Here is a 23,502-nt window from a genome sequence, read left to right on the forward strand (position 1 = left end):
TTTTTATAAAAAGATGTTCGCTAAGTCCCCTGCTGGACGGCCAGGTACGGCTGATGAAATTGCTAACGTTGCTGAGCTATTAATGAGCGACCGAGGGGCCTTCATCACTGGTGCGACCTTCCTAGCTGATGGTGGTGCGACTGCAGATTTTTACTACGGTGATAAAGATTAAAAACTAATTTTAAGGGAGAATTTAAATATGAAACAAACACGTTTTGTGAAAGCTGGGAAAGTCGAAGTGAAAGACGTTGCCAAACCAGAAATTGAAAAAGACGATGATGTTATTTTACATGTTGTGCAAGCTTGTGTTTGCGGATCAGATCTTTGGACATACCGTGGATTAGATAAGAAAACACCTAATTCATTGAACAACGGCCATGAAGCAATCGGAATCGTTGAATCAGTCGGAAAAGCCATCACCACGGTTAAGCCTGGTGACTTTGTGATTGCACCGTTCACCCATGGGTGTGGCCATTGTGCAGCTTGTCGGGCTGGCTTTGATGGGAATTGTCAAAGCCATTCTGATAATTTTAGTAACGGGTATCAATCAGAATATGTGCGCTTCCAACATGCAAATTGGGCTTTAGTGAAGGTTCCTGGCAATCCAGAAGATTATAGCCAAGGAATGCTCAATTCATTCTTAGCCCTATCCGATGTAATGGCCACTGGATTTCATGCTGCTAAGACAGCCAACGTCCAAAATGGTGATACAGTTGTGGTTGTTGGGGACGGCGCAGTTGGACTTTGTGGAATCATTGCTGCTCAATTACTCGGTGCTAAGCGGATCGTTGCCATGAGTCGTCACGCTGATCGTCAAGCATTAGCCAAAGAATTTGGGGCGACCGATATTATTGAAGAACGTGGGGATGAAGCAGTCGAAAAAGTCATGGAAATTACCCACAACGCTGGTGCCGATGCCGTACTCGAATGTGTCGGAAGTGAATTATCGACTAATACCGCTTTGAAGGTTGCGCGTCCTGGTGCCCACGTTGGTCGTGTCGGCGTTCCCCATGGTAACATTGACTACCCAGTTGCATTCTGGAATAATGTTGTCATCGCTGGTGGAATTGCATCCGTAACGACTTATGATAAAAACATCCTATTAAAAGCAGTATTAGATGGTCAGATCAATCCTGGAAAAGTATTTACAGCGACTTACAACATTGATGATGTTGATGATGCTTATAAAGCAATGGCTGAAAGAAAAACAATTAAGTCAGTTGTTACTACTAAATAATTTAATAAAAAATACCCAATAATTGTTATTAATTTTTAACAACCATTGGGTATTTTATTTAGATTGAAGCAACTACTTAGGATCGATTTCGACGGTTGCAGAAACAGGGCCTGCCTCAACCATTGGTGGATAGTAAGGACTGCTGCCATACTTATCCTGATAGGCTTGGTTGATCTTTGCATCTAATTGTGAATTACCAGCAGCTGATTTGAAGGTTACTTCAAATTCTTGTCCCGCCAATTTGATCTTTCCGGCCCCCTGCTTAATTGCTGATTGGTACCAACTCGAATGTTGACCGTTATAACCACGAACGTAAAGGTTACCATCAGCAACGACCGACCAAATGAACGTCGGTGTCCCGTAAGTCTTGCCATCGTCGTAAAATGGTGAGATGTGCATATCATCTGCAGTAGCAAAAGCTTCTAACTGTGAAGCATTCCATTTTGTCATAATATTGCCCCCTTCTGTGATTAAGACTATTAAACCACCTAGAGTTAACTATAAGTCAAGCACCACGCACCTAGACGTTGAATACCATGACCAAGAGCAATAAGATAATGAAACCAAAAAACGCTACCACGAAGAGTGTCCAAATAATAATTGGTAACCCGAAAATAATCGTTAATGTCCAAACGAAAATGTTCTCTATATAACTTGGCTGATCTTCTGGGAGTTCTTCATCAACAGTTTTTTCGAGTTCACTAACCGTACATGGTGCATTCGTTCCAGATGCCCATATTGCTCTGGCAGGACAGTTCGGACATGCTGAAAAAGTGCTCGGATACACAAAATTACATCGGGAGCACTTTACATTTGGTGCTTGGTCAAAATGTGGTGAAGCCTTCCGCTCATCAGCATGGGTCGGATGATAATCGATCGAACCACACTCGGGACAGGTTATTTGGGTGTCCTGGTAAATACGTTTGCAGCGATAGCATTGCACCTCCACCCCACCTGGTTCGTCATCAGCAACTGGTGTGGCGTTAGCATTGGAAGCATCACAATAAGGACACGCTTTAAGCAAATCATTATAAATATAACCACATTTTTGGCATTTTAACTTTTTTGCCGATGCTAAATTAACGTCAGCGTAGTTAATTTTATTGAATTCTGGATGGTCGTATGGGGTTGTTTCACCTAACGTTGCATCGCAATTGAATCTAGGACAAGCATTTAATATTGGGTAATCAAGATCATCAATGCAATAAATGTAGTCACATAAATTACACCTTAAATAAATCCCCTCCCAGGTGCTAAAAAATTTTTTATTTTTATTACTATCTATTTTGTAGCAATATGGGCATTCATTTTTTGAATCAACTCTAATAAACCCACATTTAACACATTTAATGTTCATATTTTAAAATCCTTATTTATGAAGATGTTTAATTCATAATTATAGGTTATAAATTAGTTATAAACAATTTTTCTTTTTTTATTTTGGTTAAAGTAAATATTTGCTTGTGACTATGCGCAGTCCTCTATCATGTTAGCCCCCATTAATTACTTATTTTTTACATTTTTATGCTAACTTTTTTACAATTTCAGAGATATGATAAAGATGCATCAAAAAATTAAATAGAAAAAAGGCGATTATTTTGAAGCATTTTAGTAAATTGATTCCCATCAGTGTAATTGGTATTTCGTTATTGACAGTAAGTAGTTCGACTCTCAACGTTAGTGCAAAAGCAAGTTCTAACAAGAATGAAGTTACGATCTACCTAGCTCGCCATGGTGAAACTACGGGAAACGTAATGGAGCTTGCAGAGGGTTGGGATGATTATCCATTAACCCCTAAGGGCGCAAAAGTGGCTGAAGAAGTTGGTGCTGGATTACGCGGGATCAAGTTTACTGATGCAGCGTGCGGAAAATTAATTCGACACTTAGATACGGTTAAAGACATGTTGGTTTACTCTGGTAATGGTAAAGTTACCGTTAACGAAACGCCCCTATTTAGAGAAGCTGGTAACGGTGAATACGAACTAGACAATTATGACCAAGAAGATGCTGTTTTAAATAAGTACTACAACGCCACTAGTCGTGCAGAGCTACAAAAGAAATTTGGAACTGATTTTGTAGTTAAGATGCATGATGCATTGTACGAAATTGACAAAGATAGTACCAAACTCCCTAAAGCTGATCGAGCAGAAAGTGGTACTACAATCGTTAAACGTGAAGCCAAAGGCATTAAAGAAGTAGCTGAACGGACTGCTAAGGAAAAGGGGAAAAACGCCCTTGTCGTTAGTTCCGGAGATATCATTACTGCATACTTATCAAAATATGATCACAATATGAGTGCTGCTGATAAGAAATTAATTACCGATGAAGCAATGCCTAACTCAGGAATCACAAAGGTTTATTACAATGTTAAGACCAATAAAGTTAGATTTGGTAAAGTCGGCGATACCAGCTACGTCAATAAGGGCATTAAATACTTAAAGGATCACAAAGTTAAGGATCAAAAAACAATTGATGTAAAATATCAAGATTAATCATTAAATATTAAAACGACCTAATCATCTTTATTATTAGGTCGTTTTTTTTATGGCAAAAAACAATAATCACCCTTGTAATAAAATACATCTGATGTATTATATAAGTGATATGATGTATTTGAGGAGGGAAAGTTAACATGCAATCTAAAAATATAAGTCTTGGCACGGAAACGATCCAAAAAATCATTATGTATATTAAGGAACACCACTTAACTACTGGTGATAAGTTACCCAAAGAAGCTGAATTAATGAATGAACTATCGGTCGGTCGCTCCACTATTAGAGAAGCAATGCAAATCCTCGCCCATTCAGGCGTGGTTAGCATTAAACAAGGATCAGGAACATACGTTCAACAATTGGAGCTGATTGACGAACAAAATCCCCTGCTATGGCGAACTGAGAAAATGCTTGAAAAAGAGGCCATTGTTGAATTGGTTGATAATGATATTACCCCTGAAGAATGGATTACACTCAAAGCATATCTTACTAGAAGGAATCAATTATTATCACAAGGCAAGTTCAATGAATACCTTGAACAAGATATCCTATTCCATGAACAAATCGTCAAAATGGCACAAAATGCGTATTTAATTAAGTGGTTCAAGGAACTAAAGCCACTATGGAAAAGTCATCTAAGTCAATCAATTGCTAAGAATCCACACTATAAAGGGAAAATTAAGCATCATAATCAGTTGTTCGATGCATTGATGGATCGAAATGCAGAAGCTGCCATCAAGTTAATTCAGGAAGTAGGCAAATAAAATGTTATCAATCCCAACAATTATTTTCTTAATTATCGGTGGACTGGCGGCTGGGGTTTTAAATGGGATTGTCGGGATGGCGGTCTTAACAATCTATCCCATCCTGTTGTCAATTGGCGTTTCTCCCATCATGGCAAACGTAACGGCCACCATTAGTATTATATTCAGTGGTTGTACCTCGGTCCTATCATCTGCTAAGGAAATCAAAAGTTATCGTAAACAAGCTGGGGTCATCACATTACTTTCAGTATTTGGTTGCATAATTGGCACGTTCATCCTAATCAACAGCAGCAATGCTCAATTTAAACGGATCGTCCCGTTTATCATTATGTTTGCCGGAATCATGATGTTGATCCCCAAAAAAGACCAGCCCCATGACAACCGCTTCATACGAAGCATTCAGTACCTGTTTCTCCCCATCATCGGTCTTTATAACGGCTACTTTGGTGCGGGGTCAGGAATTTTAGAAACCGCAGTGTTGTCCAGAATTATTCATGCCCCGTATTATGTCTACAATGCGATTAGAAACGTTTTGTCACTAGCTAGTAACATTATCAGCGCCATTATCTTTATTTTGATTTTACCAGTGGACTGGATCGTTATCATTCCACTAGCGATTGGACTAGTGGTCGGCGGCTATTTAGGACCGATCATTGTTAAATTCATCCCTACTAAAGTGATGGAAATTTGCGTGGGGATTTTTGCAATCGGATTATCAACCTATCTATTTATTACTACCTATTAGAAAAGTGAGGTTACCAATATGAGAATCAATATCTTACAACACACTCCAAACGAAGGCCCAGGCTCAATTTTAGACTGGGCGCAAGCACACGACCATGAAGTCTATACCTATCATCCATACCAATTTGGCTACTTACCTACTGCAGATGAAACCAATATGTTAGTTATTTTAGGAGGACCGATGAGTCCCAACGATAACTTTCCCTGGATTCAACAGGAACGCGATTTAATCAATACCCTTTTAAAGCGGAATACGCCAATGCTTGGGGTCTGTTATGGCGCGCAACAAATCACCAAGGCCATGGGATACCCAGTTGGTAAATCGCCAGTCAAGGAAGTTGGTTGGGCAGCTGTTAAACTAGAAAGTAATGCCATTTCTGGATTACCAAAACAAGTCACTGCCCTTCACTGGCATGAAGAAATGTTCAAAATTCCAGCAGGGGCAGAACGTTTATTTTCCACCCCTGGCTTAAAGAACCAAGGGTTCGTGATGAACCATCGAATTGCGGGCCTCCAATTTCATTTGGAACCCAAGGCTAATAACGTTCGTGAGATGGTAGTGAATGATTTTCCATATATTAAGGACTCGATATTAGGCCAAAGCGCTCAAGAAATATTGAACACCCCAGTTCCAATTGAAAATAAGGCCGTCATGTTTAGAATACTAGATTACATTAATGAACAATAATCAATGAAAAAAGGCAGTAGCATTCACGAATGTGATTACTACTGCCCTTTCATTTGATATTTAGTTCATCGTTAATCCACCATCAACAGTGTAATTTTGACCTGTAATCCCATCACTTTCGTCTGATCCTAAGAATACCACCATCTTAGCAACCTGTTTCGGAGTAGTTACTGATTTAAGTGGCGTTTGATTGGCAATTAAGTCAAACACCTCGGGAGTAGTAACAGCACTGGCATTAGTGGTTCTAAGTAATCCCCCTGATACCATATTAAAACTAATCCCAGCACTCCCTAGCTCGGCTGCTAAGTTTCTAGTAAATCCAATCAATGCTGCCTTTGCAGTGGTGTATTCATGGTAAGGAACCACCGGATTTTGAAACAGGTTCGTCCCGATATTAATGACCTTCCCATAATGATTTTTAATCATATTAGGAAGCGCACTTTGGGTAACGTTAAAAGCACCCTTCAAGGTCCCGTCAATTTGTTTTTGATAGTCATCCCATGATAAATCTTGAAAAGCCTTTTGCTTAACGGGATCAAATTTAAACCCGACTAAAGCATTATTAACAACGACGTCTAGGCTTCCAAAATGATCAATTGCCTGCTTAACTAGTTCATCGATTTGACTTCTGTCCCTAACGTCGGCCTTGATCGCAATTGCATGGTCTGATCCAATTTCTTCAACTACTTGGTCAGCAGCGTCTTGATGATGGTAATAATTTACCACGACGTTAAAGCCCCGTTCACCAAATTGTTTCGCAGTTTCAGCGCCTAATCCTGAACTTGCTCCTGTAATTAAAACTGTTCTTGCCATTTGAAAAATCTCCTTAAAAGACTAATCGAATGAAGCAATAGCTTGATTTTATACACCTTTAATAATCCCTCCGCTAGCATTACCTAGATCAGGTTCATGGGTATCATCTCAGCCATTCCAGCACCCCATTAATCGGTATATTATTTGAATCCACTTATATATTAAGCGATAAAAATGAATTAATCAACTCAATATAAAAACACAATCCAATAACGAATTGTGCTTCATCTTAATTATTTAATAACTCGGTAGACAGCCTCCATTGGTTGGCGTTTCTTAGGCGTAATCGCTTGGTCACGATAACCAAAACTGACCATTACAGAAACGCTCCACTTTCTAGGATCGAATGCTCCATAATCAGACAGAATCCGATCAATGTTGACACGGTTAAAGCCCTCGATTGGACAACTATCAATGTCTAATGCTGCAGCGGCATCCATCATGTTCGCCAATGGAATGTAGGTTTGCTTTGAAGCCCAATCAAATAATTCACGCTCAGTATTTAACTTAAAATCATTTTCCTGAAAATTAATGATTTTTTTAGAGAACGGTGAATCAATGTCAAACGGGTGGCCTTGAACATCTTCGCTCATATGCTTAATATGAGGGGAATGAATATTCATATCCTTACGAGCTAAAATTACAACAAATTTATCAGCGCCGTCAAGGCTCTTTTGCGCCCCCCAGGCATCGTTATACATTGCCTGTTTCAATTCTTTATTTTCGATCAACAAAAATTGCCAAGGTTCAAGTCCCATTGAACTAGGTGATAATCTAGCGACCTCCATAATGGTATGCCAATCCCTATCGGAAATATGTTTGTTCGGATCATACTTTTTAGTCGCATACCTACGATGGGCTAAGTTAATTAAAGCTTCGTTTTTATCCATAATTGTCATCCTTTTTAATTGATATAATAATAAATTATCATTGATAACAATGTGCCGCAATTAATTCGCCCTCGCTCAGCTAATTATCGATCAGATTTTAATGGATTAGGCCTTTAAATCAAGGCATCATCATGATTAAGCGATAATTTGAAAATAATTATAAATAAATTAGATAAAACCCTTTACATTCTAATTTAATTGCGTTATATTATTATCAACAACAAAGCAAAGGGGATGTTTCCAATGCAAACTGAAGGCTTTACCTCAGATTAAATTGTAAGGGATGTGTTTCCACCAATGAGATTATAAGTGAGTTACCCAGCTAATGAAAGAGAGGTACCTACCATTCACTTAAAACATCGATTTACCGCAGATTCTAAATAAGAAAGAAGTGTTTCCACCATTTTGCTAAATAAGATTCAAACTCATAATAATAATGCCTGATAGATCATCTAAAATGGTCTATCAGGTATTTTGATTCCAGCCCTTTTCCCTATCAACGGATGATTAAAAAATAATTAAAAAAGATTAGAAAAAATCGTTCAAAAGGGTTTACTTTATCATTTAAAAGGTATATTATAATGACAATAAATCAAAGGGGATGATTCCAGTATCATGAAGAACGATTTACCCCAGATTTTATTCAAGGGAGATGTAATCACCAACTTAGTACAAAGTTCGTTTTACCCAGCTAATGAACAGGAAGGTGTTACCATTCACTTAGAAAATCGATTTACCGCAAATTCTAAATAAGAAAGAAGTGTTTCCACCATTTCGTTATTAAAGATTCAAATCCATAATAATAATGCCTGACAGATCATGAATAATGGTTTGTCAGGTATTTTGATTTTAAGCTATTTTATTGCCAAGCTAAATTGAAATATTTAGAACGCATATTTTTACAACTGCACATAAATCATTCATAATATACATATCAATCGAATGAGTCAGGAGATTTTGCCAATGGATAAGCATAAGATCAATAAGTATATCGGAAACGATAAACCATTAGAAATTTATTCAAAATCACGTGATAATTATAAGTATGAAAACTTTGCGCTTGGTTATATCGTAAGGGACTTGGGGATGTACTTAATTTTACAAACGATCGATGACTATGGATTTCTTGATTCATATACAATCATCTTAAAGGATGATATTTCAAAAATTTCATTTGGAACTACCTATTCAAAACTGTTTGACCGTTACGTTGCTTTTACGAAGGAAAATCAACTTTACGATCCGTTTAATCTCCAGCAACAATTTAAAAAATTTAAAACTGATGATTTTTTTAAAATTATTGATTATTGTTTTAAACATCAAATAACACTTTCGGTTTATAGTACCGAGCACGATTATGTGCAACAGGGTCGTATCATGACGATTGAAAATGACTCAATAACTTTGAACGAAGTTGAATTTAGTGAATTAAATGGATTTAACGATGTTGATGAAAATGAACCCATTAATTTAGTTGATATTACTGCGATCGATATTTTAAGTAAGGAAAGTTTCTTATTCGATCGATTGAGCTAAAAACAATTAATAAAACAGGCCAGCTGCTAATTCAATTGCAACTGCCCTGTTTTTATTTTACTTTAATTCACTATTGGTAATTTGAGTCACTTTATCATTACTAAACACCAAACTGATGGATTTACCATTTTCACCTGTAAGATAGACAACGGTTTTCAATGATGTTCCGCCACTGGCACTTTCTGATTCCGCAGAAGGCTGCCCTAACTTTTCAATTACACTATTATAGCTATTGCCGATTTTAATTGAATTGATCTTATTATTGTTCAATACGCTTAATTTATTAATATCAGAATTAGAGAACCCCTTAGAAACCACACGATCATTTTCAAACGTAACCGTAACATCTTTTGCCTTAAATTGATTACTCAACTTACTAAAGAGATAACTTTTTACTTCTTTCCCACTACTAACCTTGGTAGTAGTAACTGATGATGGCTTACCAAGCAACTTTCTGACGTATGCAGATGTTGAACCACTGTTATCAACAAAGCTACCAACTTTAATGGACTGAAAATTGTGATAATTTAGACTAGCATTATGAGAAACTGTAGAAGGATTTGCTCCCCTACTGCCCTTTTTATCTGTATTAGAATTGCTACAACCAATTAATATAAACGTTAGCAATAAACCAGCCGCAATTGAAAATAATTTTTTCATATCTGTAGCTCCTTAAAGTTATTTACATCTTAATTATACATTAGGTACAAACTCTAAAAAAGGATAAAACAATGCTAAAAATTTAAATAATTTTTTTATCATCATTAGCTAACTTATTCATCAACTCATCAAGGCTTTTAATAGAATTAAACTCATATTGCGTCAGGGGTTCATTCTGATCTTCTTTGCTAAATTGAGAATCAGCATCTAAGGTTGGCTTAAAAGGTAACGAACGCTCCCTTAAAGATTGTTTTAAAAACATATTGATGGCTGTACTCATATTAAATCCCATTTCATTAAACATTTTGGCAGCATCATTTTTTAAATCGGCATCAACTCGAACTATAATTTGTGATTGCTTCATTTAATATCATCATTCCTTTTTAATAACTATTAATTATACTATACATTGAGTATAAAAACAATTATAGTAAATTGAATAATTCTTAATAATTATTTTTAATTTAATTAATGATATTATGCTTAAAAATAAATATTATAAATTATATTTATTTTAACTACCCTATTTGTGATATAATGGAAATTGAAATTTTTTGGAGGTTAAAAATCATGAATAAAGCTAATATTTCATTAGTTAAAATAGTATTAAGTAATTCAATTGCAATTCAAGCACCCATTTCTGCAATGGCTGCATCAATCAACGGTAATTGGCACGGGAATGATTATGACGTAACGATTTTCGGTGATAAACAAAAACATATGCGCGTTAATAACACTTACGTTAACTTAAAAAGAGTTGACGAAAATAAATGGCAAACTCAATCAAACGGTGCATTCAAAAACTTTAATCTAATCTATAAACATGGGAATTTATACGTTGGTGGCGACTTGCATTACTACTACAAGTTACATAGATAATTAAATTAAAAATTTTTTATATATTATTTTTCTAGGTGGAAAGCTTTAGATGTTGAATTTAAGGCTTACCACCTATTTTTTGATATTAATTGGTAATAAAAATTTAAAATTAAATGTATTTAATCAACTTAATAAAAAATGTTACAATTAAATAAATATATATATGGAGGATTAAGGTTATGGCAACATATTTAATCATCGGTGGGATTGGATTAGTCATTTTATTCATTGCTTACTGTATATTAATAATTAAATCATCGAATAAAAGGGTTAAATCCGAAATTGATTCCGCCCCACAAATTGCTGAGGAAATGAACCCCGGTCAAAAAATAGTTAAAGAGCTTTCCACTACTGGTAGCGAGGCAATTTCGAAATTCCTAGAATCATTTCCAACTGATCAATTCTCAACCCATGTTCAAACTCGACACATTCGTAGAAATGATAGGGATTATTATACTACCCTTGTTACTATCGTTAAATTTCCAGATCATCAAAAAAGAAGATAAAAAAGATTACTAAAAGCCCATAGGACTTTGGTAATCTTTTTTATTTACTAACCCTAGTGATTGTGAGTAAGAGGCTTTAATTTCCACTATATTCAACAAACCATAAGGATAACTCTCGCACTTGCGAGTAAATGCTTTCATGTAATCATGTAATCACGTAATCATGTAATCATGTAATCATGTAATCAGTGGGATCGCTCTCTCGCTTACGAGTAAAAGTGTCAATAAAATCATCTTCAATACTCTTTTTAAGGATCACTCTCGCGCTTGCGAGTAAAAGGCAACCCACTCGATCAATGGAACTGTAACGCTGGGATCACTCTCGCGCTTGCGAGTAAAAGTCTGGAACATCGAGGTCGAACACTGTGCTTTTAGGATCACTCTCGCGCTTGCGAGTAAAAGTTATACAGTTGTAGCGACGATGTTGCAGCATCAGGATCACTCTCGCGCTTGCGAGTAAAAGAGTGATTAAAACTAGCTTCCCTTTTTGTGACTAGGATCACTCTCGCGCTTGCGAGTAAAAGTTTGAATGATGAAATTAGCCAAAACATCGTTAAGGATCACTCTCGCGCTTGCGAGTAAAAGAAATGATCGTAGATGCTTTTTCGCTAGTTTTCAGGATCACTCTCGCGCTTGCGAGTAAAAGTTTTCTGTATTAACTGTATCAACTGTAATAGTAGGATCACTCTCGCGCTTGCGAGTAAAAGTTGAACAGGTACTAAATCAAGATAAGTTAGCTGGGATCACTCTCGCGCTTGCGAGTAAAAGATCTTGTTGCTATCAGTCTTACTGCTATCAGTAGGATCACTCTCGCGCTTGCGAGTAAAAGCGTAGATCGGTTTCAAACGCGTTGATCTTGGCAGGGATCACTCTCGCGCTTGCGAGTAAAAGCCAAGAAGATATCAGCATTATCATACATCATCAGGATCACTCTCGCGCTTGCGAGTAAAAGTTGAGTCAAGGTAAAAATTTCGGGGTCATGCAAGGATCACTCTCGCGCTTGCGAGTAAAAGGAGTTCCCGTCACTACCATAATCGCCAATATCAGGATCACTCTCGCGCTTGCGAGTAAAAGAAGCTGCTGAAGTGGAACAGATCATCATAAGTGGGATCACTCTCGCGCTTGCGAGTAAAAGTAGACAGGCCGTGATTGATGATGAAACGCTCGAAGGATCACTCTCGCGCTTGCGAGTAAAAGGCCTGCTGCCTTAATTGGTGGCAGGCTTTTTTAGGATCACTCTCGCGCTTGCGAGTAAAAGATAAATTTGAATGGAGCATTCCGACTTACGGGAGGATCACTCTCGCGCTTGCGAGTAAAAGGTCTCTGGTAGTCTCTGGTTATTGGTGTGGTCAGGATCACTCTCGCGCTTGCGATTAAAAGTTGATGCAACAGTATGACGATCGTAACGAAAAAGGATCACTCTCGCGCTTGCGAGTAAAAGTCACTTGGGCGAGTTGATGATTTCCATAACTATGGATCACTCTCGCGCTTGCGAGTAAAAGTCCCATATAATCATCCTTTCACTTTTCAGCAAAGGATCACTCTCGCGCTTGCGAGTAAAAGCCTTCAAACTGTTTTTTGACCTCATGTTCCTTAGGATCACTCTCGCGCTTGCGAGTAAAAGTTGATATCAACGCATACTATTAGATAGTAACCAGGATCACTCTCGCGCTTGCGAGTAAAAGGTAGTACGCTTAGTGGCGTAAATGACCGCTTCGGGATCACTCTCGCGCTTGCGAGTAAAAGTTGTGGAACATTCGGGAATTTTTTCAAGTTTCAGGATCACTCTCGCGCTTGCGAGTAAAAGTAAATCCGAATTCACGCTATATTTATCTCGATAGGATCACTCTCGCGCTTGCGAGTAAAAGACCAATAAGGATAAATTTTATCACGTGGATGGAGGATCACTCTCGCGCTTGCGAGTAAAAGAATAGTTCTCTTTTTTTGTCTTCAATTAGCTTAGGATCACTCTCGCGCTTGCGAGTAAAAGCCGTCACTAGTAAGATTTTGAACTGTTTGGATAGGATCACTCTCGCGCTTGCGAGTAAAAGCCGTCACTAGTAAGATTTTGAACTGTTTGGATAGGATCACTCTCGCGCTTGCGAGTAAAAGTTTCTACTGCTGGGTCATCTGGATCCGCAAACAGGATCACTCTCGCGCTTGCGAGTAAAAGACCATCGCCCCGATTTTTCGGGGTATACATAACAGGATCACTCTCGCGCTTGCGAGTAAAAGCTAAAGCCAGCCACTTGTGCCACGATTTGTGCAGGATCACTCTCGCGCTTGCGAGTAAAAGGTCGATTGAACTGTTGCTATAATCGCCTGTTGAGGATCACTCTCGCGCTTGCGAGTAAAAGCAAAATCATCTAGCGACTACAATTATGCATGTAGGATCACTCTCGCGCTTGCGAGTAAAAGTTTTCAAATGGATAGCCTAAATCTGGCTTTTCAGGATCACTCTCGCGCTTGCGAGTAAAAGCGAAATGCATTTCGTATTCTTCCCGTAATTTATGGATCACTCTCGCGCTTGCGAGTAAAAGTGAATTCCCGTCACTACCATAATCGCCAATATCAGGATCACTCTCGCGCTTGCGAGTAAAAGACTTAAAAAATACTGTTTTAATGGGATTCTTTTTTTAACTTATTGTAAAATCCATTTACTTTATTAGATAAAGCATATATTAATTTTACATCATCACCACCTCTATGTGGTACATTTTTATTTATTTCATATGATTTTAAAACGTTCTCTAACTTATAGCTATTAAGAAACATCTTTTCTCTTTTAACTAATTGTAATAAATCAATAATCTTATTTTCAATCCTATAATCGCCAACTTTAGAAAATGCGTGATTCAAAAATTTTAAATCAAAACTTATTGAGTACCCTACTATAACATTATCGCCAATAAAGTCTTTGAATTTATTTAAGGCATCTTCCAAATGCAATCCATTATTAGTAAGAATTGATTCATTAATACCAGTTAATTTAACAATTTCATTAGGAACTGAGTTATTTGAATTTATTAAAACATCAAATGATTCTTGTTTTCCATTTAAAATTTTCAACGCGCCGATTTCAAGTATATTATTATTTTTGAAATCTAATCCATCTGTTTCAATATCAACTACCACATAATTATAATTTTTATGATTATTTTTAGACTTAGCAATCCGATTTATTTTTAAAAATTTAGAAGCGTTGCTGAATCCAAACTTACTACTAATTTCTTCTTGAGATAAAGGAACCATTACAAGTGGAATTCCATCATGAATAATTGCTTTTCTGGTCGTATTATAAGTTTCAAAATTATATCCAATTTCATTTCTGAATTCATAACTAATCGTCGCATTACCGTTTCCTATATTTTCAATAATCCGACTCCATAGTTTTTCACGAATTCTAGAATTAAAATTACCTACATACACACCCTGTGAAATTTCCTGCATCCATTTTGTTAAATCTCCTCGCAAAGAAGGTGGTACTTTTGAAAGTGTAACTACAGTCATTGGCATCTATACACCTCAATCATATTCATGATAAGAGACGCCGTGATCCACTAACTTATCCTTATCATCCCATAAGTGAATAGTCTCAGCATCAATACTCTCATCATCTTTGATACCAATAAGATATTGCAAATCTTTTACAATCTGTTTAATAATTTTTCCATCGATAAATGAATCTCTAATTTTTTGTCTAGTTAATTTTCCTATATCATCATCTTCTTTTAATTCTGAAACGATTTTAAAAGATATTGGAATCGTTAGTTCTGCCTTATACAAATCAGCAATATCATAAACAAAAGATAAATCATGACCAGTATGAACAAAGCCTAGCCCAGGAGACATCCCTAAACCAACAATCACGCTATATACTAATCCATACAGAGAGGTATTAGCAGCAGAAAGCGATTTGTTAATGTCATTCCCACTATCAAAGTCTTTATAATCATAACTTCTACCGCTCCACTTAACATTAAATTCTTTTGATAAATTACGATAAACGGTTCTAACTCTTGCACCTTCTCTTCCCCTTAATTGCTGCATGGTCAAAGATGATACATCTTCTCCATAAAATCGCATTTGATACATTTTCCTTGCAACATCTAAACGCTTCCTAGTATTCGATACTAGCGCAGCTTGTTTCATAAGCATCCTACTACTATGTTATAAAGCCCTACCATGCGCATAATGTCTTACTCCTTGTTCACCAACCCAGATGACGCTAGTGCCAGTATCACCAATTAACTCAATTGCACGGTGAGTTATATCCGTTCCTGGACCTAGCATTAAAACGCTAACCATAGCAGCAGGAACCTTTATTACTCCTCTATTGTCTGTAAACGTTATGGCATCATCTTGCCTATTTATTTTGGCATGTTCAAAATAGATAAAACTGATCCTATCGCCAACCCGCGGTAAATTTTGAATATCAATTTTATATAAACCGTTTTTGCTACTCAATTAAATACCCCCAAAAATCTCATTTTTTCAGAAACTCTCGCGTGTGCGAGAAATAAATGTAAACATAAAGATTACAACACTATAAAACAGGATCACTCTCGCGTGTGCGAGAGATAAAGTAGCATATTAACTATATAATAAAATTTGTAATTTTAAAATAAATCAATTTTAAATCAACTCTGGAACAATTGTCATTAAGCCACATCCATAAGCCTTACCGCTACCAAGTCCATTACATAAAACTTTTCTTAATAAGTTAACATCCCTTATTATTAAACGTCCCTCATAACAAACTTTTTTGAGATTTGCTTTACGTATATTCCATTTGATTTTTAAATCAGTGGCGCTAGTAACTGTGTACTCAGAATCAATCAAGTCAAAACCATTTTTTGTTGATCTGTTCTTTAAATAATTCAACTGTGACTCAGCGCTTAGACAAGGTGATTTACGACCCCTTTTGCCAGAATTCTTACCAGTACTTTTAGAATAAATTGGATTTGCAACTAATTTGAATCTGGCAACCATTCCATTGGATATTTGATTTAAGAATTTATCATAATTAATCGTTTTAAAAGAACCAACGACTCCATATCTTTCTAATATCTCTTTATTCGGCTGACTTTCACTAACTATTAGTAACATTTTCTTTCCATATAGTGTGTCAATTCGCCATAGCTTCCGTGTTCTAATCTTGTTTTTAAATTCAATCGGAAAACTACTTTCAATCCAGCCGTGATATGATTCTAAGTTAGTTAAATCCTTAATTTTTTGATGATTTGAATCATCAATTTGAATTCTAGACAGATACATATTTCCCCTCCTATTCATTTTGAGAATTATTTTTAACTTCGAATACAATATGACTAACTGGTCTTAGTCGATAAGCTCTTCGATCAGAAGAATTAAAATCTGAATCAACCCTTCCTTGTGAAAATGACTCTGGAAAGTCTTTAACCATACTATGGTAATTGTTTTTCAAAAGATTAGAATCTGCCCAAATAGAAATTCTATTAGAATGCTTGTTACGATACCAATCAGAAGCTTGCCATTCTTCATCCTTTAAAGCATTGATAACATCATTATCAATTGGACTTTCTAAAATGTAGTCATAATTAACCGGTAACGATCTTCGACCTAGATATAGTGGAAAGTATGGATTTCTAAGTGAAGTATATATTTCTTCAATTAGTTCCTCATTATCGCTACCAATTGCTACAACAAAGACAGCGTCTTGCAGATAGTATCGATTAGTTACATAATTTTTGCTTTTTTCACCATTTGGCTTATAAACCGTAGCAATCTGATAATCACGTAAAATGTCACCAGGCTGATCAATCCTGACCGCAAAAGATAAATGATCTAGTTTTCGTAATTTTTTATCTTCATATCTTCGATAACCTAGTGATGCAGCAATCATTCCAATCACTGCACTTCTAGATGGAAAGCGATCAGTTCTTCGATTTTCAAAGTGAGACGAGGTTCCCCAGGATTGAAGTGGTCCAGAAAATTTTAATAGTATTGTTTGCAAACTAGGCGCCCCCTATTGATTTTATAATAATGATTCTAAATTTTTAGAAAGTTGGCCTAATAATTCATCTAAACTATCGAAATTGTCACCAATATTTTTATCAATACCGATTGTTAAAACTTGTTCAGGCTTATTAACCCATCTGTTAGCCTTTTCAAGTTCATTAGCCATTCTTTCAACTGATTTTTCTACAAATCCGTCATTTGAATAAACTGGTTTTTCAAATCCTGTTACCAAGTTAACTGGGCGATCATTTCTAATGGTCACAATTAAGGCTTGTGGTAAAGTTTCATTTGCGAAGGTGTTAATTTTACCAGTTGGCATTGATTTAACAAATCCTTCTACAAATAATCTAATTGCTTTAGCGGTCTTATCAGAATCACCTAATTGATTTAATAAATCATGAGCTGATACATTTGCATATCTGTATAGTGTAGATGAATTGTATTCAGTCGTCCCCAGCATCCCCGCTCCAGCATGTTCACCAGTTGAAAAATCATCAGTCGCTGTGAAGAAATCAAACTCAGTGTTAACAGCATGGGTTGAAATTGCGTGACTAACCTGAGCTGATGCATCGGTATTTAGGTTAGGATCATCGGCAACCATTCTTCCAAATAATGAAATATCAACGGCTGGGTTGTCTTTCATGATTTTTCTAAGTTCTTTATTATCATAATTACCTTCTAGGGCAGCTTGAGCTAATTTATTAGCTTGTTCATCCCCCATGAAGAAAAGAGCCTTTAATACTTTATGTTTCTTGCCATCACTCTCCTTAGAATCAGTCGTTTTAATTTTTAAATTCTTTAATAGTTCATCAGCCTTTTTTTGTGCATCCTCATCACTAACTTCTGGATTGATTGACTTAATTTTTCCAGCTAAGTAAGCAGGTAATTCAAGCGTTCTTACCCCTAATTCATTTTTATCTAAGTTTTCAACAAAATATTCTCTAATTACCTTTTTCCATGATTGTGAACTAACTCTTGATCTAGTAACGCCACCATAGACAGCAGTCTTGGGACTACCTGTATCATCACGGTTCAAATTTGAAGGTGGGACAGTTTCAATTGCATGGATGTCTACGTATAATTTAGTATTTGTCATTTTAATATCTCCCTTATCTTGCATAATATGATTGTGCCCATTGTAATTTTATTCTTTCTTGATTTTCTGGATTAACCAAGAACAGATTTAAATCCTTTGCTAATTGTGGGTAATTAACTCCATTATTAGTTTTTGATCTCATTATCCTAATTAAACTTCTTAAATGATTTAATAATTCATCGTAATTACTTGATGTAATCATAGCATTGAATCGACGATCGATAGCAGTTGAATCATTGTACACATGCCGTAAATTTTTAAGTGATTTTCCAATGTTATCAAAAGGATCTTTGTCTTTTGAATGATCACTCTTAAATAATGATTTTTTTATGCTTTCCAACTTATTGCTTAAATTCTTAGAATCATCAAATTCCAAGTTAATCAAACTACCTTCATTATCCAAGTAAGTTAAAAAATAATTATCTTTAGCAACCCTAACATTTAAGTAAATATCGTCAACATTTTCTTGAGAATTAACGGTTGTAGAATTTCCCTGCTGATGAATAGCATACATCTGTAATGTATTTAAAATTGCTTTTTCTTGATTAGTCATAATCCCATTACGACCTAAAAATGTTACAGGCAGTTTTTCAAGCATTAAACTTAAAATAACCCCATCCTTCATTCCAACATTGACTGAATTTCTAAACGCTGATAAAGCAGCTTTGGTAGTACTGCTTTGTAAATCATGTTCTAAAATTTTTATGATTGAACTAGTTACACCAAAAACACTCGGTTTATTCATTGGTACTTTCCCCCAATCTCTTCTTTATTGTTCCGATAAAAATCATGTAGAACGTTACAATGTTTTCCATGGATTTATCTTTTTCATTTTCTATCCCAGTTAAATCACGATTATTTAAAGGGTGCATCAATGATTTTGATATATCTATAAGAATATCTACTAATTCTTTTCTCCAAGCATAGGAGTAGGCGGTGGATTCAGTATCTGAAGTAATATTGGCTATCCATTCTTTAAACCGACTATCAACCTCAAAATAGGCTTGTTCTTCAATTAAATCATCTAAACCAGAGTTAGGAGTATTTCTAATTTTCATAACATCTCTAGCAAACATTTTCAAAATGTAAATACTCTTTTTGGTATTCTCTACTTCTGTAGAAATTTTACCAACCCACTTTTCAGGGCCCACTGCGTGCATAATCTCATCACGAATGTTGATTTCATCATATATTTCATCGTTAGGCATACTAGAAGCATCACGATTATATGACATTCCAACAGCAGTAATTCTAACGTTTTCATCACTCACTATTTTTGCAACGGTAGGTCCATTAAACCAATTTATGATATCTGAATTCCTAGCTGGTGATTCAACAAGCGCACCGAACGATCTCCAAAATGATTGATTTTCATTGTGCCCTTTGGGAATTGTATTTCCCTTGTTATTCCCACTCTTTGGAATCTGCCATAGTGTCATCGGTTCGAATGTTATTTGACTTGGATCCATCTTGGGAAGTTGAACGGCGTTAATGACAACATCTTCCTTAGAAAGATCGGTATCAGGATCAATTTCAATTAATCTAGAGCAATTGGTGTACAGATCTGCAAGGTTGCTTGGATGGTTAGTTTTAAACGAATTCATCTTATCTTTGGTTGACCACTCCCAAATTGGCGTTTGCTCAATCCATTCTTCATCGTCCATCTTTAAATTTAACATTAATGTATGAAATAAATCAGTTGACTGGATATAAACACCACCAATTTCAAGTAACCATCCCTTACTAGCTGAATCCTTCATTCCCGGGAACTTAGCCTTATCACCAGTTCCGGTATATCCTTGAAATGTAATTAACCACCTAGCCAATGAATCATCAGTAAGCTTATTCTTAAAATCGTCATTAGTTGGTGCGAATAGGTCAGCCTTATTATTACTTTCAGAAATTAAACGGTTGATTAATTTACCACTAATAGATCCAACCTTTTTAATTCCATACTCTGATAGATTCGCCTTTGTAACCTGATAGAATGGATATTCATCATCGTATAAGTTAAACCTATCCCTTTGTGATTCTAGATACTCACTAATTGCATCCATTGGAAATTTTTCATGTTCCCAAATATCTAACCATATGTCACTTGGATAAACTTCATCATCTTCATCTATCTGATTTCCATCTACATCAAATCTCGAAAAAGTGGTATGCAGTATTGCTAATAATAACCTTAAAATTGCAAAGTCCTGCGGAGCAGATTCTCCAGACAAACGCTTATAGTTATGTGCATTTTGAAAAAATTCAGTTAAAGAAACTTTTTCCAAGTCATTTTTATCATTTATTACTTTTAACCATTTCTCATCAAGTAGATTATACATTCCCATCTCATCACTCCTTTTCGTACATAAGACCAAGCTTATGATCGTACTTTAATTTATAATCATTTAATTCAAATTGATTATTATCATCCAATAGAATGCCTAGTTGACCCTTAAGCCAAGATTGGTTTTGCCATTTTCTCAAATGCGCATTGTTATACTTTTCCAATTCCCTAATCGTTCGATCAATATTATAATTTTGAGTAATCGGAAGTGGTAACTTAATTGTGTTAGTCGCAATTTCTTTAGCAACTGAAGGTTTTTCAATATCCTCTAATGAAATCTCCTTACCGTTAGATAGTTTATATCCAGATCCATTCTGCCAAATCATCACTACTTCTACTGAATCTTCACCATCTCTGACTTGTGCCAAACCGTCAGCATCAGAAATGATTGACTTATTTTTATTTAACCAACCTATTAAATTGGCTCTTTTGCCATATGTGTTTAACATATAACTCTTTGCTGAATATTCTTTGTTATTTTGCAAATTTTGATAATCTTTTTTGGCATTTTCATAAAAGCTTTTAAAATCAGACGTGCAATTATCACTATCCACATCATCATCAAACGTGCTTTCTTCGTCAAAATTATATACGTATTCAACTAACTTAGGAATATCAGTAGGAATTTCCATTCGAGATGGCAGAAAGTGCTGGGTTCGAAGTAGCAGAAAGTCACTATAAATAAAGGAAGCTCCAGATTCGAAATCATATTCAGTACTAGTTTGCATTAAATATAACTTTGGCTGCTTTAAATTAATGGGCCGCTTGGAATCATTGGCGCGATGTCTTTGCAGTCTACCTACTCGTTGAATTAATAAATCCATTGGAGCTAAATCGCTAAATAAAGCATCAAAATCAATATCTAAACTTTGCTCTAAAACCTGAGTTCCAATAATAATTTTGGCTTTGGGCCGTTTACCATTCTTACCAATCATATTAATTAATTCGGATTCTTTCTTTAATCGATCAGTTGCAATAAAGCTGGAATGGATTAATTCGACTTGCTCTTCGCCAAATGTTTCCATTAAATTTTTAGCAATCTTTTGAGCTCGTTTAACTGTATTTACAATTATTCCAATAATCCCACCATCTGAAAGTAATGTTTGAATATTAGCCGATAAATCATCATCATCAATTTTAATAACATCAATGAATCTAGATTTTTCATTACTAAAATCTGAAAATTGTTTTATTTCTTTACCATCATTATAGGTTATGAGAGGATATTTAAACTTAGAATTATTTTCAATTTCATCTGAATTTTTATTGTTTTTCCATCTAGCCTTCCCCTGATAAGCCTTAATCATTTTGGTTCTTTTACTGGAAGGCAATGTTGCCGACAATATCACAACAGGAACACGATACTTTCCAAGCCAATAAAGTGCCCGATAAAGGTATTGTTGCATGTACGCATCAAAACTATGGGCTTCATCAATGACCACTACCTTCTTGCTAAAACCTAAGTGTCTCAGTTCTAGGTGCTTTTTCTTAAGGGCTAACAAAAGGAGCTGATCAATAGTCCCAACAACAAAATCATCTAAGATTGCGGTTTTAGGACCTGAGAACCATTCATTTACTAAAACGCCTGCTTCAGCATTTTCATCAATATCGATATGGTGCGGTAACCTCGTAAAATTATCATTCAATGCAGACTTGCCATGAACTAACTGAATTTCTACATTCGAGTCCTCTGCAATTGCAATTTGTTTACACCACCGTTCGATCCGACCAAAAATAGCATTCGCGCTGGCCTGAGATGGGAGACACCAGAATAGACCATTTACATCATCCTTTAATGCTAACTGCTCGGTAGCAGCTAACGCAGCTTCCGTCTTTCCACGCCCCATTCCAGCTTCAACGATAACAATGTTAGTATCATCACTATGATCAATAATTTTAAATAATTTATCCTGAAATTCTCTCGGTTTGAATCCAAATCTTTCTTGATAGTAATCATCAGAATCATTGAAATTCTCAGGTGTCCATTGAAAGGTCTCGAACCATTTTGACCAACCATTCTCATTTCTTTTAGAATCAGTTGGTTCAAATTGATCAATGTTAAACAACGGGAAATATTCCGAATTGCTTGAAATCCAGTCAGCCATCACTAATAACCCTTCTAAAATAACCTGTGAATTCAATCCAGTTATCTTCGGAATTTCATCAACACTAGAAAAGCCACTATTATCAAGAGCCCATTCAAAAAAATCATTTCTGGTTGATTCCCACGTATCTTTAACTGAATCATTAAAATAATAATTCTCTTCAAACAGATTCATTTGATCTTTGGAACTACGATAATCATCTGACGGTTTACCATGATGGCCACCAATAATGAACCTAATTTCATCATTTACACCGTAATGATATAGAAGTGATTCTCCCGCTAGTGCATGGGGTGACTTATTATAATCAGGCTTTTGAATATTATTGCTATCAAAAAAGCCAGCTTTTATCAAACGGTCATTAATCGTTTCATCTAAATCCTTTAATCCTTGATAACTCGGCTTAGCTTGAAAGGCTGGCGTAATTTTACCGATGTCATGAGTTAACGCAATAAAACTAATTAACTTCTTAACATCATCATTATCGGATGAAATTGAGTTTCTGATTAAAATCCTTTGGTTTTCACTTAAATAATGATCGTACAGCATATTAATAACAAATTTAGTATCCATCAAATGTTGACTTAATGGTAACCATTTGGGCAGTCCATCAATAGATAGTGATTTTTTGGCCCAAATTTTATTATTTGGTTTTATCATACATTCACCTCCTTTCCTACATCACTATAAAACATTATATTTTATTCAAAATTATATTTCAATTAATATTACTCTAAATAATAAAAAAGGATAA

General features: G+C 35.7%; 23 protein-coding genes, 1 pseudogene, 1 CRISPR repeat array and 1 riboswitch. Of the genes and pseudogenes, 10 read left to right on the forward strand and 14 right to left on the reverse strand.

Annotated features, from left to right (window positions below; all coding sequences use genetic code 11):
* A partial coding sequence (locus tag ACSYTJ_RS06815; protein ID WP_491720449.1) for an SDR family oxidoreductase occupies nt 1-172 on the forward strand: 172 nt, incomplete at its 5' end.
* Nucleotides 173-199: 27 nt separating this feature from the next.
* Nucleotides 200-1,237 carry a zinc-binding dehydrogenase gene (locus tag ACSYTJ_RS06820; protein ID WP_491720141.1) on the forward strand — a complete coding sequence of 346 codons (1,038 nt, stop codon included), beginning with the start codon at nt 200-202 and terminating at the stop codon, nt 1,235-1,237.
* 72 nt (nt 1,238-1,309) lie between these two features.
* Here the strand turns inward: ACSYTJ_RS06820 and ACSYTJ_RS06825 are convergent, their stop codons facing one another.
* Nucleotides 1,310-1,687 carry a DUF2255 family protein gene (locus tag ACSYTJ_RS06825; RefSeq protein ID WP_491720142.1) on the reverse strand — a complete coding sequence of 126 codons (378 nt, stop codon included), beginning with the start codon at nt 1,685-1,687 and terminating at the stop codon, nt 1,310-1,312.
* Between the two features lie 70 nt (nt 1,688-1,757).
* Complete coding sequence (locus tag ACSYTJ_RS06830; protein WP_491720143.1) at nt 1,758-2,594, reverse strand: hypothetical protein; 837 nt, start codon at nt 2,592-2,594, stop codon at nt 1,758-1,760.
* A 241-nt stretch (nt 2,595-2,835) separates the two neighbouring features.
* On the opposite strand from ACSYTJ_RS06830, the gene ACSYTJ_RS06835 reads away from it, so the two are divergent.
* The 4 genes from ACSYTJ_RS06835 (at nt 2,836) to ACSYTJ_RS06850 (ending at nt 5,925) form a co-directional block, all read left to right on the forward strand.
* Nucleotides 2,836-3,729, forward strand: a complete 894-nt coding sequence (locus ACSYTJ_RS06835) for a histidine phosphatase family protein (protein WP_491720144.1) — start codon at nt 2,836-2,838, stop codon at nt 3,727-3,729.
* A 140-nt stretch (nt 3,730-3,869) separates the two neighbouring features.
* Nucleotides 3,870-4,493 carry a FadR/GntR family transcriptional regulator gene (locus ACSYTJ_RS06840; RefSeq protein WP_491720145.1) on the forward strand — a complete coding sequence of 208 codons (624 nt, stop codon included), beginning with the start codon at nt 3,870-3,872 and terminating at the stop codon, nt 4,491-4,493.
* A gap of 1 nt (nt 4,494) precedes the next feature.
* Complete coding sequence (locus ACSYTJ_RS06845) at nt 4,495-5,238, forward strand: sulfite exporter TauE/SafE family protein (protein ID WP_491720146.1); 744 nt, start codon at nt 4,495-4,497, stop codon at nt 5,236-5,238.
* 18 nt (nt 5,239-5,256) lie between these two features.
* A complete protein-coding gene (locus ACSYTJ_RS06850) occupies nt 5,257-5,925 on the forward strand; it encodes a type 1 glutamine amidotransferase (RefSeq protein WP_491720147.1) in 669 nt (222 codons plus the stop codon).
* Between the two features lie 60 nt (nt 5,926-5,985).
* On the opposite strand, the gene ACSYTJ_RS06855 is transcribed toward ACSYTJ_RS06850, so the two are convergent.
* Both ACSYTJ_RS06855 and ACSYTJ_RS06860 read right to left on the reverse strand, forming a co-directional pair.
* On the reverse strand, nt 5,986-6,738 hold the full coding sequence (locus tag ACSYTJ_RS06855; RefSeq protein ID WP_491717395.1) for a 3-oxoacyl-ACP reductase: 753 nt from the start codon (nt 6,736-6,738) through the stop codon (nt 5,986-5,988).
* 48 nt (nt 6,739-6,786) lie between these two features.
* Nucleotides 6,787-6,876: riboswitch (TPP riboswitch) on the reverse strand.
* A gap of 95 nt (nt 6,877-6,971) precedes the next feature.
* The gene (locus tag ACSYTJ_RS06860; protein WP_491720148.1) at nt 6,972-7,628 is read right to left on the reverse strand and encodes an NAD(P)H-dependent oxidoreductase; all 657 of its coding nucleotides are present in this window, start codon (nt 7,626-7,628) and stop codon (nt 6,972-6,974) included.
* A 615-nt stretch (nt 7,629-8,243) separates the two neighbouring features.
* Between ACSYTJ_RS06860 and ACSYTJ_RS06865 the strand changes: the two genes are divergently transcribed.
* Both ACSYTJ_RS06865 and ACSYTJ_RS06870 read left to right on the forward strand, forming a co-directional pair.
* A complete protein-coding gene (locus tag ACSYTJ_RS06865) occupies nt 8,244-8,381 on the forward strand; it encodes a hypothetical protein (RefSeq protein ID WP_491720149.1) in 138 nt (45 codons plus the stop codon).
* A 210-nt stretch (nt 8,382-8,591) separates the two neighbouring features.
* Nucleotides 8,592-9,164, forward strand: coding sequence for a hypothetical protein (locus tag ACSYTJ_RS06870; protein WP_491719407.1), 573 nt, complete (start codon nt 8,592-8,594; stop codon nt 9,162-9,164).
* A gap of 57 nt (nt 9,165-9,221) precedes the next feature.
* Here the strand turns inward: ACSYTJ_RS06870 and ACSYTJ_RS06875 are convergent, their stop codons facing one another.
* Together ACSYTJ_RS06875 and ACSYTJ_RS06880 are read right to left on the reverse strand one after the other, a co-directional pair.
* Nucleotides 9,222-9,824, reverse strand: a complete 603-nt coding sequence (locus ACSYTJ_RS06875; protein ID WP_491720150.1) for a DUF3862 domain-containing protein — start codon at nt 9,822-9,824, stop codon at nt 9,222-9,224.
* Between the two features lie 82 nt (nt 9,825-9,906).
* The gene (locus ACSYTJ_RS06880) at nt 9,907-10,188 is read right to left on the reverse strand and encodes a type II toxin-antitoxin system RelB/DinJ family antitoxin (protein ID WP_491720151.1); all 282 of its coding nucleotides are present in this window, start codon (nt 10,186-10,188) and stop codon (nt 9,907-9,909) included.
* Nucleotides 10,189-10,394: 206 nt separating this feature from the next.
* Between ACSYTJ_RS06880 and ACSYTJ_RS06885 the strand changes: the two genes are divergently transcribed.
* Both ACSYTJ_RS06885 and ACSYTJ_RS06890 read left to right on the forward strand, forming a co-directional pair.
* The gene (locus tag ACSYTJ_RS06885) at nt 10,395-10,703 is read left to right on the forward strand and encodes a hypothetical protein (RefSeq protein ID WP_491717389.1); all 309 of its coding nucleotides are present in this window, start codon (nt 10,395-10,397) and stop codon (nt 10,701-10,703) included.
* Nucleotides 10,704-10,882: 179 nt separating this feature from the next.
* Complete coding sequence (locus tag ACSYTJ_RS06890) at nt 10,883-11,209, forward strand: hypothetical protein (protein WP_491720152.1); 327 nt, start codon at nt 10,883-10,885, stop codon at nt 11,207-11,209.
* Between the two features lie 105 nt (nt 11,210-11,314).
* Nucleotides 11,315-13,811: direct repeats of the CRISPR family, unit length 29 nt; unit sequence AGGATCACTCTCGCGCTTGCGAGTAAAAG.
* A 17-nt stretch (nt 13,812-13,828) separates the two neighbouring features.
* On the opposite strand, the gene cas2e is transcribed toward ACSYTJ_RS06890, so the two are convergent.
* The 8 genes and pseudogenes from cas2e to cas3 form a co-directional block, all read right to left on the reverse strand.
* Entirely contained in the window at nt 13,829-14,725 is an 897-nt protein-coding gene (gene cas2e / locus ACSYTJ_RS06895; protein ID WP_491720153.1) for a type I-E CRISPR-associated endoribonuclease Cas2e, read from the reverse strand.
* Between the two features lie 9 nt (nt 14,726-14,734).
* Nucleotides 14,735-15,676 (reverse strand): annotated as a pseudogene (cas1e, locus tag ACSYTJ_RS06900) (type I-E CRISPR-associated endonuclease Cas1e).
* A 168-nt stretch (nt 15,677-15,844) separates the two neighbouring features.
* Nucleotides 15,845-16,486 carry a type I-E CRISPR-associated protein Cas6/Cse3/CasE gene (gene cas6e / locus ACSYTJ_RS06905; protein ID WP_491720154.1) on the reverse strand — a complete coding sequence of 214 codons (642 nt, stop codon included), beginning with the start codon at nt 16,484-16,486 and terminating at the stop codon, nt 15,845-15,847.
* 10 nt (nt 16,487-16,496) lie between these two features.
* Entirely contained in the window at nt 16,497-17,204 is a 708-nt protein-coding gene (gene cas5e, locus ACSYTJ_RS06910) for a type I-E CRISPR-associated protein Cas5/CasD (protein ID WP_491720155.1), read from the reverse strand.
* Between the two features lie 21 nt (nt 17,205-17,225).
* A complete protein-coding gene (gene cas7e, locus ACSYTJ_RS06915; RefSeq protein WP_491720156.1) occupies nt 17,226-18,305 on the reverse strand; it encodes a type I-E CRISPR-associated protein Cas7/Cse4/CasC in 1,080 nt (359 codons plus the stop codon).
* Between the two features lie 13 nt (nt 18,306-18,318).
* Nucleotides 18,319-19,050 carry a type I-E CRISPR-associated protein Cse2/CasB gene (gene casB / locus ACSYTJ_RS06920; RefSeq protein ID WP_491720157.1) on the reverse strand — a complete coding sequence of 244 codons (732 nt, stop codon included), beginning with the start codon at nt 19,048-19,050 and terminating at the stop codon, nt 18,319-18,321.
* A complete protein-coding gene (gene casA, locus ACSYTJ_RS06925) occupies nt 19,043-20,644 on the reverse strand; it encodes a type I-E CRISPR-associated protein Cse1/CasA (protein ID WP_491720158.1) in 1,602 nt (533 codons plus the stop codon). The genes casB and casA overlap by 8 nt, the downstream gene beginning before the upstream one ends.
* A 4-nt stretch (nt 20,645-20,648) precedes the next feature.
* A complete protein-coding gene (gene cas3 / locus ACSYTJ_RS06930; protein WP_491720159.1) occupies nt 20,649-23,408 on the reverse strand; it encodes a CRISPR-associated helicase Cas3' in 2,760 nt (919 codons plus the stop codon).
* Between the last annotated feature and the right edge of the window lie 94 nt (nt 23,409-23,502).

Source organism: Nicoliella sp. ESL1113 (assembly GCF_058509245.1).

Coding starts and splice junctions, on each gene's coding strand:
- casB (WP_491720157.1), bottom strand. CDS start 19,050: ATGAATAAACCGAGTGTTTTTGGTGTAACTAGTTCAATCATAAAAATT.
- cas6e (WP_491720154.1), bottom strand. CDS start 16,486: ATGTATCTGTCTAGAATTCAAATTGATGATTCAAATCATCAAAAAATT.
- ACSYTJ_RS06860 (WP_491720148.1), bottom strand. CDS start 7,628: ATGGATAAAAACGAAGCTTTAATTAACTTAGCCCATCGTAGGTATGCG.
- ACSYTJ_RS06850 (WP_491720147.1), top strand. CDS start 5,257: ATGAGAATCAATATCTTACAACACACTCCAAACGAAGGCCCAGGCTCA.
- ACSYTJ_RS06880 (WP_491720151.1), bottom strand. CDS start 10,188: ATGAAGCAATCACAAATTATAGTTCGAGTTGATGCCGATTTAAAAAAT.
- ACSYTJ_RS06865 (WP_491720149.1), top strand. CDS start 8,244: ATGAAGAACGATTTACCCCAGATTTTATTCAAGGGAGATGTAATCACC.
- ACSYTJ_RS06870 (WP_491719407.1), top strand. CDS start 8,592: ATGGATAAGCATAAGATCAATAAGTATATCGGAAACGATAAACCATTA.
- ACSYTJ_RS06830 (WP_491720143.1), bottom strand. CDS start 2,594: ATGAACATTAAATGTGTTAAATGTGGGTTTATTAGAGTTGATTCAAAA.
- casA (WP_491720158.1), bottom strand. CDS start 20,644: ATGGGAATGTATAATCTACTTGATGAGAAATGGTTAAAAGTAATAAAT.
- ACSYTJ_RS06845 (WP_491720146.1), top strand. CDS start 4,495: ATGTTATCAATCCCAACAATTATTTTCTTAATTATCGGTGGACTGGCG.
- ACSYTJ_RS06875 (WP_491720150.1), bottom strand. CDS start 9,824: ATGAAAAAATTATTTTCAATTGCGGCTGGTTTATTGCTAACGTTTATA.
- ACSYTJ_RS06890 (WP_491720152.1), top strand. CDS start 10,883: ATGGCAACATATTTAATCATCGGTGGGATTGGATTAGTCATTTTATTC.
- cas7e (WP_491720156.1), bottom strand. CDS start 18,305: ATGACAAATACTAAATTATACGTAGACATCCATGCAATTGAAACTGTC.
- ACSYTJ_RS06855 (WP_491717395.1), bottom strand. CDS start 6,738: ATGGCAAGAACAGTTTTAATTACAGGAGCAAGTTCAGGATTAGGCGCT.
- ACSYTJ_RS06825 (WP_491720142.1), bottom strand. CDS start 1,687: ATGACAAAATGGAATGCTTCACAGTTAGAAGCTTTTGCTACTGCAGAT.
- ACSYTJ_RS06840 (WP_491720145.1), top strand. CDS start 3,870: ATGCAATCTAAAAATATAAGTCTTGGCACGGAAACGATCCAAAAAATC.
- ACSYTJ_RS06885 (WP_491717389.1), top strand. CDS start 10,395: ATGAATAAAGCTAATATTTCATTAGTTAAAATAGTATTAAGTAATTCA.
- cas2e (WP_491720153.1), bottom strand. CDS start 14,725: ATGCCAATGACTGTAGTTACACTTTCAAAAGTACCACCTTCTTTGCGA.
- ACSYTJ_RS06820 (WP_491720141.1), top strand. CDS start 200: ATGAAACAAACACGTTTTGTGAAAGCTGGGAAAGTCGAAGTGAAAGAC.
- cas3 (WP_491720159.1), bottom strand. CDS start 23,408: ATGATAAAACCAAATAATAAAATTTGGGCCAAAAAATCACTATCTATT.